This is a genomic window from Nocardia sp. NPDC056611, assembly GCF_042792755.1.
Lineage (GTDB): Bacteria > Actinomycetota > Actinomycetes > Mycobacteriales > Mycobacteriaceae > Nocardia.
In genome coordinates this window covers 1,338,432-1,354,185 of record NZ_JBHTVV010000002.1, presented here as the reverse complement: position 1 = coordinate 1,354,185, position 15,754 = coordinate 1,338,432, and the positions used below count along the sequence as shown (strand labels likewise).

The following is a 15,754-nucleotide window of genomic DNA, read 5'->3' as shown; positions in this document are numbered from 1 at the left end:
TTCCCCGCACGCACCCGGCCACACCGATCCGCAATCGCGGACATTCTTCCTCCCGAATTCACCGCAGCCCCAGCCCCGACACATCCGCTGCGCGACAAGACAACTCGGGGGCGGAGGCCCCCGCTCCGACCTTAGGAGGCGAATCTCCGGTTCACCATCGGAGCGGTGCCCTCAATTTCTCTGTCCCCCGCAACGGGGCTGCATGGTGTAAGGGGCTACTTGGAGGGCTCGGGCTGTTCGCTTCGGGTTGCGAGGAGGGCGTCGAGTTGTTGCTCGGCGCGGGCGGCCCGCGCCAGGGTCTGGGCCCGCGCGTCGTCGAGCGCCGCGATGCGGGCCGCGGACTCCTGATGCGCCTGGTCCAGTGCGGCTTTGGCTTCCGCACGGACGGTGCCGATATCGGCGGCGGCTTGGCGGCGGACATCGGCGAGTTCGGTCCTGGCGCGTTCGAGATCGGTGCGCGTCTGTTCCAGCACCGACCGCGTTTCGGCGACCACCTGACTGCGTTCCGCCACCGCGGCTTCTGCGCGTTCGATGGTGCGCTCGGCATCGGCGGCGCGCTGCACCGCCAGATCCCGCTCCGCGCCCGCCGCGGTAATCCGCTGCGCCGAATCCCGCCGCACCTGCTCGATCTCGGCCGCCGCCTTGGTGCGCGCCAACTCGATGTCCTCGCTCGCCTGCTGCCGGGCCCGCTCGACATCCTCGCTGGATTCCCTGCGGACGGTGCGGATCTCGGCCTCCGCCTCGGCCCGCGCCGCGAACACATCATCGGCGGCCTGCTTGGTCACCCGCGCGACTTCCCGCAGCGCGTCATCGCGCGCCGCCAGCGCCTCCGCGATCCGCCCCTCGGCTTCCTCCGCGGCGAGCGCCGCGTCCTCGGCCGCCGAATCCGCGGCGGCCCTGGCCTCGTCGCTCTCCCGCCGCGCCTGTTCGGCCGCCACGGTCGCCATCTCCGCCTCGGCAATCCGCCGCGCCGCATCGGCCTGCACGGCTTGGACCTGCGCCTCCGCCACCGCCGGGTCGGCCAGGGTGGACAGCTCCGCCACCGCCGTATTCAACGTCGTACCCAGCTGTTCGGCGATCGCCCGAAACTGTCCGAGCAGCTCATCCGCCCGTAGCCGAGCCACGGTCACCGGCCCCTGTTGCGTCACAGTGACATTGGCGACCGACCCTTCCCCCTCCCCCGCCTGCTGCCGCTGCCGCTCCCGCCAAGCCCTCCACCGTGTGTGCTCGGGGTGCTCACAGTATTCCGACGGCCGCCCCGGCCCTCCGCCGCGCGTGATCGGTTTCGTACACCCCGGGTAGTTGCAAGTACTCGTCACGCCGCAAATCGTAGCGTTGGTTTCGTTACTTTTAACGGAACAACACGAAACGAAACCTGAACTGCCCCAAACCAATCGATCCGAGTCTGACCTCCGATAAGTGAACCTTATCGGGGGTCAGGATTCCCCACTTCCCCAATCGACGTCGCAAACAATACGTTTACGTTGGGTCGCAGCCAACGTTACGAAATCCCAACGTATCCCCCGAAAAACTGTGCTCGCATGCACGCCCGTACCAATTCCCGATCTGCTGGTGTCGCAGCCGTCCACGCTGCTGCGTAGCCGCGACCGACGGACCGTAGATTCTTGTCGTACCGACCACATCGCATCGACGGATAGGACCTGGATGCTCAACCTGAACCACGACGATGCCCCCGCCCTCCTGCGCGAACGCTTCGTCGTCGAAATCGGCATACGGCAAGCCTGGCCGTACGTGACATTCGCCGATCATCGTGACGAGGCATCTCCGCAGGAAGTCCGCCTCTACATCGACAGCAGTTTCACCGTGATGCCGGGCCCCGCTGTCCCGGTCCCAGCGGAAGAGGACGATGAGAAACTCAGGCTGCTACGCCTGGCCGAAGTGCTCAACCGGACCGTTCACGACGTCACCGTCGAGGACGACGGGAGCCTGATGGTGAGGTTCCACGACAACGTCCGCTTGCGTGTGTCTGGGCACAGTCAACCCTGGACTGCACACGACGTCTGGTGGCTCGGCTCGTGCCCTGCCGGATAGCAGCCGAAGACGGTGTCGATCAGCGCAGCACGCCGGCCTGGCGTGCGGCCCGCAACCAGGAGGGGAACTCGCTGAGCAGCAAGCGGTACAGCTCGGCGTCGGAGAGCTGATCGATGTCGCGCACGGCGAAGAAGCCCGCGTTGTCGACCACCCGGCCGTCGAGATCGTCGAGTTTGGTCAGGATCCCGAAGTTGTTGGGCCCCAGCCCGATGAACTGCCAGAAGGCGGGCGCCCGCGACGCGGCACGCATGAGTTGGGTGATCTCGCGGCGTTTGCTGAATCCGCCGTCGGTGAAGAACAGCACCAGCGTCGGCTGGCCGGTGTTCTGCAGCGACCCGAGAATCGCCTGCATGATCGGGATCTCGTCATTCACTGCGCCGATGTGCCGGTAGTCGATGCCCGCGTGCACGCCGTTCAGGTGCAGGAACGTCGCGCACCACCGCTCGGCGTCCTCGACGGTGATATCGGGCAGCTTCGCGTACTTCTGGCCGTAGAGGAACGGCTCGAGCGCACCGTTGTCGTCGAGTTGAATGGCGACCGGGATCATCCGCTCCACCACCTGGTGTACGACCTTGCGTTTATAGAGCCCGGCCATACTCCCGGTCTTGTCGATCACCAGGATCACCCTTGCCCGCACGCCTTGTGCGCCCTTGGTCAGCAATACCTTGGCCACTTCGCGTTTGCGCAGATCCAGAACCTGCCGCTTCTCGAGCGACAACTTCGCCTCACCCGGCATAGACCGCACCGACTCGATCGGCTCGGGCGCAGGCGTCGCGGCGGCGGAGCCGATCGCCGGTTGATCGACGACGACACCGTGATCGGTGATCAGATCCGCGAAGCCGCCCGCATAACCCTGCCCGACAGCGCGCACCTTCCAGCCCGAACCACGACGGTACAGTTCAATCGCCACGATCACGGATTCCCTGCCGAGGCCGTCGATCCGGTAGTCGTACAACGGCTTTCCGGCGGCATCCGCGAGAGTTGCCGTGGGTGGCGGATAGGCGCCGAAGGACGCGTGCTGATCATCGAGGGTGACCACCGCCCGGATCTGCGCGATCTCGGCCGGTACTTGACTCAGATCCACCCGCAGGGTTCCCGCCGACAGGTGGACACCGGATGCGTCAGGCTGGTTGTAGAACACGAAGTCGGCATCCGAGCGGACCTTCCCCGCAGCGGTGACCAGCAGTGCCGAAATGTCCACCGGGGCCGCGACGCTCACAGCGATCACCACCGCGGCCGTCGCTACTTCGGCGTTCTGCCCCTTGGTCAGCATCAGTGGAGACTCGGTCATCAGGTCGGCTCTCGATCCAGGTAGACGGTTCCGGTTCACCGTAACCATTCGCGCACCCTGCTTCTCGGCGAATGGAACGGTCCCGCGGAATCCGCGTGCTGAGCTGGCTTACGGCTGCGAGTGCGACAGCAGGACCGCGAGCGAGTTCGTGAGCCATCGCTCGTACGCCGCGGGCGTCCAGCCGGCGTCGGTGACCAGGCTGTGGTAGACGTCGTCCGTCATCAGCGCGATGGCGACATCGGTGGCGTTGGCGTCGAGGTTTCTACCGGCCTCGCGAATCTGCGCGATGACCGCGTCGATTTCGATGCGGTTGCGTCGCATGGCTTCTGCCCTGGCATTGGCGATGTCGGCGTCGATGCTGGCGCCGGAGTGCAGCAGCGTGAGGATGTCACCACATCGCTCGCGGACCTGCCGGCTTCCCTTGGCCAGCACCTGAATCAACTCCAGGGAATCGTCGAGGTGCTGGGCCTCGGCTCGCAGATCGATCAAGCCCGCTTCTTCCTCGAGCAGGTCGATCAGCCCTCGCAGCACTCCGGCCTTGGAACCGAAGTGCGAGTAGATCGTTTGCGGCGCGACCCCGGCCTCGCGGGCGATGTGCCGAATCGACGTGCCCGTGTAACCGCTCTCGGCGAAGAGCCGGCGGGCGGTGGTCAGGATGATCCGCAGCGTCAGTTGCTCACGTCGATCACGCAAGCGGACCACGCCGGATTGCTCCGCCGACATCTACTCCTCCTGTCCAACAACCACACCTGTGGTCAGTCAGCGTATCGAGCCCATCAGCTTCGACGTGCTCGTACTACGCCGAGTCTAGGCGATCAGCGATCCACACACTAGAACGTTGTTCCATTTACTGATCATCTGTTCTAGAGTGGTGGTCGTCATGATGGCCGACCGGCCGCAAGGATCGGGCAGGGCGCCCAGGGGAGGCCGGCACCCCACACTCCGACAAGGAACTCGATGAAACAGCTCTACTTCGCGGCGACCCTCTACACCGTCCTCGGACTGCTGTCCGGGTTGTTCTATCGCGATTTCACGAAGTCCCACAATTTCACCGGGAAGACCGAACTCGCGATCACCCATACGCATCTGTTGTCGCTCGGCACGCTGTTCTTTCTCATTGTCCTGGCTTTGGACAAGCAGTTCGCGCTTTCCTCCCAGCGGCTGTACGGCTGGTTCTTCTGGACGTACAACACAGGTGTCCTCTGGTCGGTGACGTGTATGACGCTGATCGGCATGCGAACCGTCAAGGGCCAACCCGAGAGCGGGTTCCTTGCCCACATGTCCGGCGGCGGCCACATCCTCCTGACCATCGGATTCACCCTGTTCTTCGTCTGCCTGTATCGCCCGGCGACGGCCCGTCAGGAAGTACCCGCCCACGTATGACGCACGGGCACACCAGATTTACGAATGAAGTCAGCACGAAAGGATGAACCAATGATTCAATTCCAGGCACTGGACCCCACGGTTCCGCTCCCTGTCCAGCTCCAGGAGAACACCGGCCCGATCAACGTCATCAACATCTTCGTCGTCCCCGCCGACCTGGCCGATGACTTCCTGAAGATCTGGACCGAAGACGCTTCCTTCATGAAGTCACAACCCGGCTTCGTCTCCACCCAAATGCACCGCGGATTCGGGGGCAGCCAACTCTTCGCCAATATCGCGGTCTGGGAATCCTCCGCAGCCCTCCTGGCAGCCCTCTCCAACCCACAGTTCCATCAAGGCGCAGCCAAGTACCCCGACGGAATCATCACCTACCCAACCGCATTCCAGAAGCTTGCCGTCGAGGGAATCTGCGGCGCCTGACCATCACCCCGACGTTGGGGCGGGCGAAACACGGTCCGCCCCAACGATCGGATCAGGTTCGGTCATCTGTACCAGAGGCACTGATCCACGCGGCGAGGGTGGCGAAATCAGTGCGCTGTAGTCAGGCGCTGTAGGACCGAGCGACGGCGGCGAAGGCCTGCTTCGGTTCCCATGGCATGTCCGGGTAGGTGTCGCCGTGGGTGTGCTCCAGGACTTTGACGATGCCGAGGCTGGCCAGGTCCAGGTCGTCGCGGGGATCGCCGTCGGGGCGGTGCGGGTGGCTGTGCAGCGCGAAGAGGAATACGAAGGTGCTGTCGACGGCTTCGGTGTCGAAGATCTCGAGCAGTTCGGAGAGGTAGGCGGCTTGTTCGGTCTCGTCCCGGATGAAGCTGCCCGTCAATCGGATCGGGGCGCCGGTGGCGTCGTATTCGACGATTTCGTTGCTGCGCGGCGCGATATCGGCCGCGCCTTGCCAGGTGGCGGTTCCGAAACCGGTGATCGCCAGCGGCTTTCCCTGGGCGACCAGGTCGCGCACCCCGGCCCGGAATCGGTCGGCCACCTCGGCGGAGCGAATGAGCTCGATCGACATGATGTCGAAGGGGGTCCAGTCGATCCGTTCGAACGGGATGGCGCAGTAGGTGAGCTTGCCTGCGAAGTGCTCACGCACCACCGCCACGGCCTCCCCCAGGAACCTGTCGAGACGACCGATCACCTCGGCCAGCCGCTCACCGCGGGTCTCGGGATTGCCGAGCAGGAATTCGAGCCTCTCCCAGACGGTGTCGCCGGGCAGGAACTCCCGATTCATCAGGCTCAGCTCGACTCCGGTGACGAATACGACCTCGGCTCCGGCCGCCCGCAGCCGCTCGGCCCGTCGCGCACAATCCGCGAACAAGGCCAGGATCTCCGCGGCGGTCCGTTCCAGCGGGTAGGGCGAGAACCACACCTCGAGACCCAGGTCCGCGGCATGCCGCGCCGCCACGTCGAGCCGGTCGGCATCGCCTCCGACAATCTGAACGGCAGTGCAGTGCAGGTCATCTCGGATGATCGCCAACTCCCGGCGGACAACGTCGGGGTCGAAGTCCTGTCGTGACGTGTGGCCGTTCGCGATGAACCCGGTGTCATAGGTCATTCCCTTGGCTCGCATGTGCGATCCCTTCTGTCGATCGGGAGGTTCGGTCGACGCCAGGCTAACCGCAAAACATGCGTGCACGCAATATTTCGTACGCGCACCTTTGTGTGGCAGGATCGGGTCGTGACACCGCGACCCGCAGGATTGCGCGAGCGTAAGAAGCAGGCCACCCGCGAGGCCCTCCGGGAAGCCGCGCTCAGACTGGCCCTCGAACAAGGGCCGGACAATGTGCGCGTCGAAGACATCGCCGAGGCGGCCGGCGTCTCGCCGCGCACCTACAACAACTACTTCTCCAGCCGCGACCAGGCGATCGTCGCGGCCGTCACCGGCGAGCGGGACGCCCGGGTCGCCGCGGCCGTCACCGCCCGAGCCCCCGAGGTGGGTCTCGCGGACGCGATCATCGACGCGGTTCTGACGGAGTACACCGACCCGGGCGAAACCCGCCGCGACGCATTGCTATTGATCACCACGCATCCGGCGCTCCGCGAAGTGTTCCTAGGAACCACGGGCGCGATCTCGAAACCTCTCGCCGCCGCGATCACCGAACGCCTGGGCGCCATCGACGAATTCACCGCCCCGGTACTCGCCGCCGGGGTGGCCGCCGCCATCCGGGTCGCGCTCGAACAATGGCTACAGCCCGCCTCCGACACCGCCATCGCAGGCTTCGTCGTGGTGTCCGGCTCGCTGTCCGATCTGCTGCGCGCCGCGCTCGCCCCACTCGTGCCCGCGCTCGACGACGCGGAGACCAGGGCAGGTTCCGCAGCGCGCACTCCGACGAGTCACGGTCCCGATCACGCTCGTTCCTAGCTCGGACGTGAGAGCTTCTGCCCCGGTGGATGATTCGTCACTGACGGCGTATTCGTCGGAGTTCGGGAATGACATGCCCTCATTGGGCAGTGGGACTCCCGAATATTGGCGGGCAAGAACGGTGGCGTGGTCGTAGAGCGTGGTGGTCGGGCTCGGCCCCGGTGGATGCGCACACCGCGCGGTGGAGGACTCGATCCCCTTGATCGACAGGCGTTGACCGCCCGCACAACAGGATCGGCTGGGTCGGTTCAGACGATCGGGCCGCAGCGGGCGTCGAATCGGTCGCGGAGGGTGTCGAGGGTTCGGCGGTTGTGCTCCTGGTCGTGGTGGTGGGTGCGGACGAAGTGAGCGGTGTCGCCGAGGCGGCGGTGCATGGGATACCAGCGGTCGAAGTCGAGTCCGCAGCGGAGGAACACCGACGGTCCGAGCGCGTCGTAGATGAGGCTCAGGTTGTAGAGGTGCAGGGTCAGGGCGCCGTAGGTGAGGGCGGCGGCGGTGGCCGTCTTCGTTCGCAGGTCGTCGCCGTCGACGGCGTACAGCGGCAGCTCACGGAGCTTGTCGCGGAACATCAGGTGGGTGAGGAAGTAGCCGGCGAACGACAGGAATCCGAATGTCGCCGAACGGGTCTGGATCGACAGCACCGATCCGCTGGGCGAGACGTACGGCTCGTAGGGGGTGCTCGTGTGCAGCAGATAGCCGGTGCAGTTCACGAGCCAGCTGCCGGCGGTGGTCTCGGTGGAATTGCCGCTGCGGAATTGCAATTCAACGGAACCGTTGCGGTCGACCGCGTCCTCGAGGTGATCCATGACCACCGTGTTCAGTCCCTCGCGAATGGTCCGCTGCTCCGACTCCGACAACAGGCCCGCGAAGAAGTTGTTCGGGTGCGGGGTCACCGCCAGCCCGGCGGTACGCAGCAGCCAATCCTGGACCTCGGGCTCGTTGGTTCCGTCGAAATGGCGTGCGATGTCGATGAACAACCGGTTCGGCATGCCGCCGCCCCACCAGCGGCGTGCCCCGCGCGGCAGGATCCGGTCGCGATTGATGAAGACGGTTCCCGGCCCGGCAACCAGGTTGACCTCCCGTCCGGGGGAAGCGGTGATCAGTGCCGCCGCGGTGTCCATGGCGGTCTTGCCGCCGCCGATGATCCACACCGGCGCATCGCTGGCGGCCATGTCATCGGCGCGCACGTCGCAATAGTTGGGCGATACCGACCGCATTCGGGTACTCGACACCTGGAGCGGTTCCAGCGGCGTCACATTGGTGCCGAACGCTTTGATCAGTTTGGTCGCGGTGATCACGAGTGGCGTGCCGTCGGGACCGGCACAGGTGATCCGCACGCCGCCGCCGGTCTCCTCGTGCGACCGATAGTCGAAGCCGAAGTACTCCTCGACCCGAACGCGTTGTCCGATCACCCGCATGCAGTGCTGGAAATGCTCCAGTACCTCGCTCTTCGTCGCGAGGTAGGAGCGTTCCTTGCCGATCGTCCACTTGATGTCGCCCGCGGTGAACAGTGGATGGGGCTGATGCAACCGAACGTAGGGATAGGCGTCGACCCACATCCCGCCGGCTCGTGGATGCCGGTCCACGAGAATGACTTTCTGATCGGGGCTCAGGTAGCGACTCGCGACGTAGAGGGCGTTGAGCCCGACGATCCCCGCCCCGACGATGCATACATCGCAGGTCTCGCCATGCCCTGGATTCACGTCAGATGTGCTCATCGGCAACCCCCAGTTACCTCTGATGAGAACACCCACGGCCGCGGATGTCAACGAATAGTCGACCGGCCGTCACGTCCGCGCGCGGTCGTGGGCGAGGGTAAGCAAATCCCTGGCCACCGGGGCCGTGGTGTCCGGGTTGATGATCGACAGCCAGGCGGCACCGGCATAGACCGGATGAGGGAACAGGGAGTCGACCTCGGCGGGGTCGTGCGGGTGGTCGGCGCTCTCACGCGGCGTATGCCCCAACCGGGCGATGAAGGCGTCCCGCCCGACGCTGATATTGAGGCGGAAGAGGCCCGGGCGGTTCAACTGCGAGGTCGCGTCGTCGGGGTAGTCCTTGGTGATGATCGTGGCGAACGGCTGGGTTCGGGCGGGGACCTGGCCGTCGGGGGCGTAGTAGAAGAACCTGTCGCCCCAGGCGATCTCGGGGAAGGCGCTGTCCGGGCCCGGCGCGAGAGTCAGGACGCCGTCCAAGGACTCGATGTACTCGGTGATCTGCTCGATATCCATGAGTTCTATCGTGGACCCGAAGTGCTTGTGGAGACTTGGGTGCGGAAAGCCGAGGTGAGGTGGTCGAAAGTCGCAACTCCGCTGTTCTGCGGACCGCCGATGTGGCGCGCCGCGCGGGGTATTCGGTTCAGCAGATCCGCAATCTCGAACGTGATGGCGTCCTGCCGCCCGCGACACGGACGCCGACCGGGTACCGGGTCTACGACCACCGTCACGTCGTGGCGGCTCGGGCTTACCGCGCGCTCGCGGCCGGAACCGGGCCCGTGGTGGCCAAGGACATCGTCCGCGCCGCCCAGCACGCCTCCCCCGCGCGCATGCTGGCCCTGCTCGATGCCGCGCACGCCGGCCTCGACACCGAACGCCGTGATCTCGAGGCGACCCGGGCAGCCGTCCGCCACATCAGCGAGGAACCCATCACCGAGGTCCGCGGTTCGGACTCGATGAGCGTCTCCGAGCTCGCCACAGCTCTCGGCATCCGCCCCTCGACCTTGCGGCATTGGGACACAACAGGATTGGTGACCCCGGGTCGCGCCGCTCCTCGGGACGCCCGCGTCTACGCACCCGCCGACGTCCGTGACGCGCGCATCGTGCACCAGCTCCGCCGAGCCGGGTACGGCATCCCGGCCCTGGGCATCCTCATGGCCGAATTCCGGAGCGCGCGCCGCTGGAACGAGGTGCTGGAGCGGCTGGCGGTCCGGGATGCCAGCATCGAATCCCGTTCGCTGGCCTTGCTCGACGGCGCCGCCGAGCTGCGCGCCCTGCGGTCTCGGGCCTAGCCTTGCAGCGCGGCATCGAGTTCGGCGAGGAGCTTGGTCTTGGATCGCGCGCCGACGAGGGTGCGGAGCAGGTGACCGTCGCGGAAGAGCAGCAGGGTCGGCTGCGACATGATTCGGTAATCCCGCACAGCGGTGGGGTTTTCGTCGGTATCGAGCGTGTAGATGGTCAAGGTGTCGGACCGCTCGTCGGCGATCTGCGCGAGCACCGGCTTGATCATGTGGCAGGGCGGGCACCACTCGGCCGTGAAATCCACCAGGACGGTTCCCTTGCGGGCCAGTACCTGTCGCTCGAAGCTCTCGTCGGTGACGCGGGTTATCTCGGTCATGGTCAGGATTCCTTCTCGTGGAGCCAGCGCAGGAGTTCGGCGGCGTGTCGGTCGGGCGGGAAAACGGGGTAGAAGACGTGCTCGATCACGCCGTCGCGGATGACCAGGGTCAGCCGCTTGTAGAGCCGGGTGCCGTCGAAATCGAAGGTCGGCAGCGACAGTGCGTCGGCCACCCTGAAGTCCGGGTCGGACAGCATCGTGAACGGCAGCCGCAATCGAGTGACGACCTCGTGCTGGTAGCTCGTGGTCTGGCTGGACAGGCCGAAGAGCCGGTCGACGCCCGCGGCGCGCAGCTCGGTGTAGTGGTCTCGGAAGCCGCAGGACTGGGGCGTGCAGCCGCGGGCCCCCGGGATGTCATTCCATCCGGCGGGAATGTCGGCGTCGGGTCGGCCGGTCAGCGGGTAGAGGTAGATGACGGTGCGTCCGGGGCCGAGCGCGGCGAGATCGATTCGCTCGCCGCTGGAATCGTCGATCGACACCGCGGGCACGCGCACTCCGGCCAAGTGTGCGGCCGCACCGTCGTCGATCGGCGCCACCAGATCAGCCGGTAGCTTCATCAGATCGTCCGGGCCCGGAACGGGAACGGCGTCGCTGCGCCGATACGCGGCCTCCCGCAGTCGCTGGATCAGACCGTCCCTGCGGGCGGTCAGCACGTCGATCTGTGCGGTCAGATCGTCGATGGCTCGGTGATACTCGGCCAGCGACTCCGGGCAGTCGTCACCGTGCTCGCTGCCCGCCACCAGGCATTCCAGAAACGGGCGGGTCTCCTCCACCGGAATCCCGAGCCGGTTGAGCACACGGATCTCGCGCACCAGCCGAATCGTGTCGTCGTCGTACTCGCGATACCCGTTCGCCTGCCGGGCCGGAGCCACCAATCCCAGCGCCTCGTACCGCCGGATCGCTTTCGGACTGACTTCCGCCAGCCGAGCGACTTCACCAATCCGCATGACGCCGAATCTAAATGCTGCCCCTAGGGGCAAGGTCAACCCGCCACCTGTGAATACCGGGACCGGCCTAGTCTGATGACGAGATGCGCCGCCGAGACGAGCAGGAGCGACCCATGGCCGTGCCACCTATCCAGGTAGCGGTCTGCGGACCGCGCCACGCCACCGACGCCGACACCACCCATGCCCGTGAGATCGGCCGACTGCTGGCCGAGGCCGGTGCCACCGTGCTGTGCGGCGGCGGCACCGGCGTGATGGCCGCGGTCGCCGAAGGCGCCTCGGCTGCGGGCGGTTTGGTCATCGCTGTGCGCCCCGACACCGACCCGGCCGCCGTCTGCGCCGGCGTGTCCGCGGTGCTGTACACCAACATGGGCGCAGCCCGAAACGCTGTCCTGGTCGGGTCCGCGGACGCGGTCGTCGTGGTCGGCGGCTCCTGGGGCACGCTGTCCGAATACGCGCTGGCGAACGGCGGCGGTGTGCCCGTCGTGACGATCGGTGGCTGGCAGGTCCTCGACGCCGCCGGTGCACCCATCGCGGGCGCGGCCGTCGCCACCACGCCGGCGGAAACCGTCGACCTGGCGCTCACCGCCGCCACCGAGTTCCGGCGTCACCTCACCGGCGCACCGTGACGCGGCCGGGCTCGACCGGCGACCATCGCCGTGGCGCGGAGCCTAAACCCCACGATGCGACAATGAGCGAATGGCCGACGCAGAACGGATCAACTGGGACCACCTCACATCACGGCAGCCCACCGACGCGGACCGCGCGGCTTTGAAGGCGACCCTGGTCGAGCGTGCCCTCGCCGTCAAGCAGCACGGTTGGGACGACTACCGAGAGGAGTGGTCCCCCACCGAACTGGCCGACGTCGCCTACCTGCTCGGGGACGCCGCCGTCCTCGAGGAACTCGACGAGCACGAGGGCTCCGTACTCACCCGCTACGCCGGCAACCTCTACGGCTTCAACGGCGCCCGCAAGGACATCGCCGCCGGCCTGGTCGGCACCCAGGAATGGTTCGCCGCGGCTCGCGCGGCGCTGGCCTCCGCCGGCTAGACCGGCCGGACCGCCGTGGAGATCTGGGCGACCAGCCGCCACGGCCGGTCGGCGTCGGCCTGGGCCTTGCCGCTGGTCAGGATCGCGCCGGCGAGGCTGCGCGCGGGGTCGGCCCAGCCGTACTGGGTGGTGAGTCCGCTGCGGCCGAAATGGGAGCCGGTGTCGGGGCCGAATTTGGAACGGCGCGCGCCCAATTCGTAGCCCGCCACCGATACCCGGCCCGCGACGCCCGGCAGCCGGCGGGCCGGACGGGTCGCCGCGGCCACGGTGTCGGGCCGCATGATCCGGACACCGTCGAGTTCGCCGCCGCGGGCCAGGATTTCGTAGAAGCGCGACAGCTCGGTGGCGGTGGTGACGAGGTTGCCGGAGGGGAGTTCCGCGGTCAGGAAGGCGCGGGCGGCGGATTCGTCGGTGGGGCCGGACAGGCCGCCGCCGAGGGCGCGACCGGCGAGGTGGCGCCACACCTTGGACGGGCCGGGGCCGACCCGCACGCTGGGGACCACGCTGTCCACGTCCTCGGGCCGGACGCCGAAGTTGTTCCAGCGGAAGCCGAGCGGTTCGAGGACCTGCTCGCGCAGGTGGTCGCGCATGGCCCGCCCGGTGGCGCGCTGCACCAGGAGTCGCTGGATCAGGCCGCCGGTCATGGCGTGGTAGACGCGAAAACGGTTGGGGCGCCAGCTCGGAACGAGATCGGCGAGGCCGCGCACCGCGAGTTCTTCGTCGAGGACGAGTTCGGAGCCGCGGTAGGGCGGGGTGATGAACGGGACGCCCGCGGAGTGCGACATGACGTCGCCGATGGTGATGCGATCCTTGCCGTGGCTGCTGAACTCGGGCACGTGGTCGCACACCCGGTCGTCCAAGGCGAACGCGCCCTGTTCGATGAGCATGAACATCACCGCCGCGGCTACGCCTTTGGCCGTGGAGAAACCACAGAACGGCGAGTCGGGCGTCACCAGCCGCTTGTCGGCATCCGGTGCGTCCTTCGGGGCGTTGCCCCAGCCGTAGCCGATGGCCCGGTTCAGAACGATGTGCCCGCGGTGGCGCAGGCACACCTGGATCGCGGGCGTGGTGCCCATCCGATACCAGTCCTGCACGGACCGCCAGATCGCCTCGATGTCGCCGCCCGGGAGGCCGGCGTCGGCGGGGTCGGATTCGGGACCGATCGTGGTCACGGCGTCGAGGTCGGGGTCGATCCGCACCAGCGCCGTCATCGGAGGGGTCATGCGACCAGCATAGGGAGATCTTGGTTCCCAGGAAGCTCCCAGCTCGGAGCCAGGGTGTTCACCGGCTGGCCGGACACACTCCCGCGGTGAGCGTGACCACCGCCGAGCTGGCCCCGTCCGAACCGACCACCCCGCCGACCGCGCAACCGGACGGCCTCGCCCCCGCCCGACGCTGGGAACGGATCGCGCTGGCGGTGCTGCTCCTCGGCACCGCGGCCGCCTACCTGTGGAACATCGGCGTCAACGCGATGGGCAACAGCTTCTACGCGGCAGCCGTCTGGTCCGGATCACGGGACTGGAAGGCGCTGCTGTTCGGATCGCTGGATCCGGGCAACTTCATCACCGTCGACAAGCCGCCGGTCTCGCAGTGGGTGATGGGCCTGTCCGGGCAGCTGTTCGGATTCAGCAGTGCGAGCATGCTTGCACCGCAGGCAATCATGGCGGTCGGCGCGGTGGCGCTGATGTACGCGGCCGTGGTTCGCGCGACCGGCAACCGTGGCGCGGGCCTGCTGGCGGGCATCGTGTTCGCGGTGACGCCCGTGGTGGCATTGATGTTCCGGTTCAACAACCCCGACGCGGTCATGGTCCTGCTCATGACCGCCGCCGCCTATTGCACGGTCCGCGGGCTGCCGCGGGCGAGTCTGCGCTGGATCGTGCTGGCCGGTGTCGCATTGGGATTCGCGTTCCTGGCCAAGATGCTCGAAGGGCTGATGGTGCTGCCCGCACTGGGGCCGGCGTACGTGATCGTCGCCCCGGCGAGCATCCGCGCCCGCTTGCTGCACTCGCTGGCCGCCGTGGGCGCGCTGATCGTGTCGTCGGGGTGGTTCGTGCTGCTCACCATCCTGTGGCCGGCGGATTCCCGGCCGTATCTGGCCGGGTCCAAGGACAACACGTTCATGGATCTGGTGCTGGGCTACAACGGCTTCGCCCGCTACCTGGGCAAGAACCACATGGGCGGCAACAACAAGAACCCCTTCGAACTGCCCGAGGGCTATCAGATTCCGGAGGCGCTGAAGCAGGGTGGCTTCGGCGGCGGATTCGGTTCCGGCCCGGACCGCATGTTCACCGGTGAGATCTGCTTCGAGATCTCCTGGCTGCTGCCCGCGGCACTGGTCGCGTTCACCCTGGTGCTGCTGTCGCGAGGCCGGCGTCCGCGCACCGACCTGATCCGTGGTTCCGCGCTGGTGTTCGGCCTGTGGCTGGTGATCGACAGCGCGCTGTTCTCCGGCATGAAGGCGGGGATGCACGCCTACTACACGCTGGCCGTCGCACCCGCGATCGCGGGCTGCGTCGCGATCGGCGCGTACGAGGTGTGGCGTCGCCGCACCGAAGCGTTCGGGCGGGTCGGGGCCGCGGCGTTGATCCTGTCCGCGGGCATCTGGGGTTTCGTCCTGCTGCAACGCGATTCCGACTGGCAGCCGTGGCTGCGCTGGACCATCCTCGCCGCCTCGGTGATCGTCGCCCTGGCCCTGCTGGTCCTGTCACTTCCGCCCGCGGCCCGCTGGGACCGGCGACGTACTCGCGCGACGACCGCCCTACTCATCGCCGGAGTCCTCGCGTCCCTGGCCGGTTCCACCGCCTACGCCGCCGCCACGCTGCCGCAGGCCCACACCGGTGGCAGCCCCACCGTGGGCCCGGCCCGTCCGAAGCAGTCCGGTCCGGCCGACCAGTTCCGCCGCCGGCTCTCGACCCTGATGGGCGGGCAAGCGGATCCCCAGCTGGTGGCCTTGCTGCAGCAGACCGATACCCAGTGGTCGGCCGCCATCGACCGTTCCTCCCCGGCGGCGGGCCTCGAATTGGCCAGCCGCACACCCGTCCTCGCGATCGGCGGCTTCACCTCGGAGGATCCGGTTCCTACCCTCCCGAAGTTCCAGCAGATGGTCCGTGACCACGCCATCACCTACTACCTGATCCCCGAGGTCGAGCTCCCCGACTCCTGGCGCGTCGACCCCAAGCCGGCGGACCCCTCCAGTCCCGCGCAACCGAATGCACCCCACGGCATCTGGCGCCCAGCGGGCAACACGGAAATCCTCGCCTGGGTGACCGCGCACTACACCGCCACCCACCACTTCGGCGACATGGCCGTCTACGACCTGACCGCGCCACCGCACTGATTCGGCCGCCC

Annotated in this window: 17 protein-coding genes; 8 read left to right on the top strand and 9 right to left on the bottom strand. The window is 67.3% G+C overall.

Features of this window, described 5'->3' with window-relative positions; all coding sequences use genetic code 11:
- Nucleotides 1-215: 215 nt before the first annotated feature.
- Complete coding sequence (locus ACFRAQ_RS14940; protein WP_379099349.1) at nucleotides 216-1,148, bottom strand: hypothetical protein; 933 nt, start codon at nucleotides 1,146-1,148, stop codon at nucleotides 216-218.
- Between the two features lie 517 nt (nucleotides 1,149-1,665).
- Here ACFRAQ_RS14940 and ACFRAQ_RS14935 point away from each other — a divergent pair.
- Nucleotides 1,666-2,052: a hypothetical protein gene (locus tag ACFRAQ_RS14935; protein ID WP_379099347.1), complete on the top strand. Its 387-nt coding sequence runs from the start codon at nucleotides 1,666-1,668 to the stop codon at nucleotides 2,050-2,052.
- Between the two features lie 19 nt (nucleotides 2,053-2,071).
- Here ACFRAQ_RS14935 and ACFRAQ_RS14930 read toward each other — a convergent pair whose 3' ends face one another.
- Nucleotides 2,072-3,343, bottom strand: a complete 1,272-nt coding sequence (locus tag ACFRAQ_RS14930) for a VWA domain-containing protein (protein WP_379099345.1) — start codon at nucleotides 3,341-3,343, stop codon at nucleotides 2,072-2,074.
- Between the two features lie 108 nt (nucleotides 3,344-3,451).
- Complete coding sequence (locus tag ACFRAQ_RS14925; RefSeq protein ID WP_379099342.1) at nucleotides 3,452-4,066, bottom strand: TetR/AcrR family transcriptional regulator; 615 nt, start codon at nucleotides 4,064-4,066, stop codon at nucleotides 3,452-3,454.
- Nucleotides 4,067-4,300: 234 nt separating this feature from the next.
- Here ACFRAQ_RS14925 and ACFRAQ_RS14920 point away from each other — a divergent pair, with 234 nt between their 5' ends.
- Together ACFRAQ_RS14920 and ACFRAQ_RS14915 are read left to right on the top strand one after the other, a co-directional pair.
- Nucleotides 4,301-4,726, top strand: coding sequence for a DUF2871 domain-containing protein (locus ACFRAQ_RS14920; protein WP_379099339.1), 426 nt, complete (start codon nucleotides 4,301-4,303; stop codon nucleotides 4,724-4,726).
- A 51-nt stretch (nucleotides 4,727-4,777) separates the two neighbouring features.
- A complete protein-coding gene (locus ACFRAQ_RS14915; protein ID WP_379099336.1) occupies nucleotides 4,778-5,146 on the top strand; it encodes an antibiotic biosynthesis monooxygenase family protein in 369 nt (122 codons plus the stop codon).
- A 121-nt stretch (nucleotides 5,147-5,267) separates the two neighbouring features.
- Here ACFRAQ_RS14915 and ACFRAQ_RS14910 read toward each other — a convergent pair whose 3' ends face one another.
- Nucleotides 5,268-6,290, bottom strand: a complete 1,023-nt coding sequence (locus ACFRAQ_RS14910; protein WP_379099333.1) for a hypothetical protein — start codon at nucleotides 6,288-6,290, stop codon at nucleotides 5,268-5,270.
- Nucleotides 6,291-6,398: 108 nt separating this feature from the next.
- Between ACFRAQ_RS14910 and ACFRAQ_RS14905 the strand changes: the two genes are divergently transcribed.
- On the top strand, nucleotides 6,399-7,082 hold the full coding sequence (locus ACFRAQ_RS14905; protein WP_379099329.1) for a TetR/AcrR family transcriptional regulator: 684 nt from the start codon (nucleotides 6,399-6,401) through the stop codon (nucleotides 7,080-7,082).
- A 248-nt stretch (nucleotides 7,083-7,330) separates the two neighbouring features.
- Here the strand turns inward: ACFRAQ_RS14905 and ACFRAQ_RS14900 are convergent, their stop codons facing one another.
- On the bottom strand, nucleotides 7,331-8,800 hold the full coding sequence (locus tag ACFRAQ_RS14900) for a potassium transporter (RefSeq protein WP_379099326.1): 1,470 nt from the start codon (nucleotides 8,798-8,800) through the stop codon (nucleotides 7,331-7,333).
- Nucleotides 8,801-8,869: 69 nt separating this feature from the next.
- Nucleotides 8,870-9,310, bottom strand: coding sequence for a DUF6194 family protein (locus ACFRAQ_RS14895; protein ID WP_379099322.1), 441 nt, complete (start codon nucleotides 9,308-9,310; stop codon nucleotides 8,870-8,872).
- Nucleotides 9,311-9,369: 59 nt separating this feature from the next.
- Here ACFRAQ_RS14895 and ACFRAQ_RS14890 point away from each other — a divergent pair, with 59 nt between their 5' ends.
- Nucleotides 9,370-10,086, top strand: coding sequence for a MerR family transcriptional regulator (locus ACFRAQ_RS14890; RefSeq protein ID WP_379099319.1), 717 nt, complete (start codon nucleotides 9,370-9,372; stop codon nucleotides 10,084-10,086).
- Here the strand turns inward: ACFRAQ_RS14890 and ACFRAQ_RS14885 are convergent.
- Both ACFRAQ_RS14885 and ACFRAQ_RS14880 read right to left on the bottom strand, forming a co-directional pair.
- Nucleotides 10,083-10,412, bottom strand: a complete 330-nt coding sequence (locus ACFRAQ_RS14885; RefSeq protein ID WP_379099316.1) for a thioredoxin family protein — start codon at nucleotides 10,410-10,412, stop codon at nucleotides 10,083-10,085. The genes ACFRAQ_RS14890 and ACFRAQ_RS14885 overlap by 4 nt on opposite strands.
- A gap of 2 nt (nucleotides 10,413-10,414) precedes the next feature.
- On the bottom strand, nucleotides 10,415-11,359 hold the full coding sequence (locus ACFRAQ_RS14880; protein WP_379099313.1) for a MerR family transcriptional regulator: 945 nt from the start codon (nucleotides 11,357-11,359) through the stop codon (nucleotides 10,415-10,417).
- 113 nt (nucleotides 11,360-11,472) lie between these two features.
- Here ACFRAQ_RS14880 and ACFRAQ_RS14875 point away from each other — a divergent pair, with 113 nt between their 5' ends.
- Both ACFRAQ_RS14875 and ACFRAQ_RS14870 read left to right on the top strand, forming a co-directional pair.
- Nucleotides 11,473-11,985: a dethiobiotin synthetase gene (locus ACFRAQ_RS14875; protein ID WP_379099310.1), complete on the top strand. Its 513-nt coding sequence runs from the start codon at nucleotides 11,473-11,475 to the stop codon at nucleotides 11,983-11,985.
- Nucleotides 11,986-12,055: 70 nt separating this feature from the next.
- Entirely contained in the window at nucleotides 12,056-12,406 is a 351-nt protein-coding gene (locus tag ACFRAQ_RS14870; protein WP_379099307.1) for a hypothetical protein, read from the top strand.
- Here the strand turns inward: ACFRAQ_RS14870 and ACFRAQ_RS14865 are convergent.
- Nucleotides 12,403-13,629, bottom strand: coding sequence for a serine hydrolase domain-containing protein (locus ACFRAQ_RS14865; protein ID WP_379099304.1), 1,227 nt, complete (start codon nucleotides 13,627-13,629; stop codon nucleotides 12,403-12,405). The genes ACFRAQ_RS14870 and ACFRAQ_RS14865 overlap by 4 nt on opposite strands.
- Before the next feature lie 86 nt (nucleotides 13,630-13,715).
- On the opposite strand from ACFRAQ_RS14865, the gene ACFRAQ_RS14860 reads away from it, so the two are divergent.
- A complete protein-coding gene (locus tag ACFRAQ_RS14860; protein ID WP_379099300.1) occupies nucleotides 13,716-15,743 on the top strand; it encodes an ArnT family glycosyltransferase in 2,028 nt (675 codons plus the stop codon).
- Nucleotides 15,744-15,754 lie beyond the last annotated feature (11 nt).

Bases quoted from the DNA above. Each gene is read 5' to 3' on its own strand.
- ACFRAQ_RS14935 (WP_379099347.1), top strand. From the start codon at position 1,666: ATGCTCAACCTGAACCACGACGATGCCCCCGCCCTCCTGCGCGAACGC.
- ACFRAQ_RS14930 (WP_379099345.1), bottom strand. From the start codon at position 3,343: ATGACCGAGTCTCCACTGATGCTGACCAAGGGGCAGAACGCCGAAGTA.
- ACFRAQ_RS14925 (WP_379099342.1), bottom strand. From the start codon at position 4,066: ATGTCGGCGGAGCAATCCGGCGTGGTCCGCTTGCGTGATCGACGTGAG.
- ACFRAQ_RS14920 (WP_379099339.1), top strand. From the start codon at position 4,301: ATGAAACAGCTCTACTTCGCGGCGACCCTCTACACCGTCCTCGGACTG.
- ACFRAQ_RS14915 (WP_379099336.1), top strand. From the start codon at position 4,778: ATGATTCAATTCCAGGCACTGGACCCCACGGTTCCGCTCCCTGTCCAG.
- ACFRAQ_RS14910 (WP_379099333.1), bottom strand. From the start codon at position 6,290: ATGCGAGCCAAGGGAATGACCTATGACACCGGGTTCATCGCGAACGGC.
- ACFRAQ_RS14900 (WP_379099326.1), bottom strand. From the start codon at position 8,800: ATGAGCACATCTGACGTGAATCCAGGGCATGGCGAGACCTGCGATGTA.
- ACFRAQ_RS14895 (WP_379099322.1), bottom strand. From the start codon at position 9,310: ATGGATATCGAGCAGATCACCGAGTACATCGAGTCCTTGGACGGCGTC.
- ACFRAQ_RS14885 (WP_379099316.1), bottom strand. From the start codon at position 10,412: ATGACCGAGATAACCCGCGTCACCGACGAGAGCTTCGAGCGACAGGTA.
- ACFRAQ_RS14880 (WP_379099313.1), bottom strand. From the start codon at position 11,359: ATGCGGATTGGTGAAGTCGCTCGGCTGGCGGAAGTCAGTCCGAAAGCG.
- ACFRAQ_RS14875 (WP_379099310.1), top strand. From the start codon at position 11,473: ATGGCCGTGCCACCTATCCAGGTAGCGGTCTGCGGACCGCGCCACGCC.
- ACFRAQ_RS14870 (WP_379099307.1), top strand. From the start codon at position 12,056: ATGGCCGACGCAGAACGGATCAACTGGGACCACCTCACATCACGGCAG.
- ACFRAQ_RS14865 (WP_379099304.1), bottom strand. From the start codon at position 13,629: ATGACCCCTCCGATGACGGCGCTGGTGCGGATCGACCCCGACCTCGAC.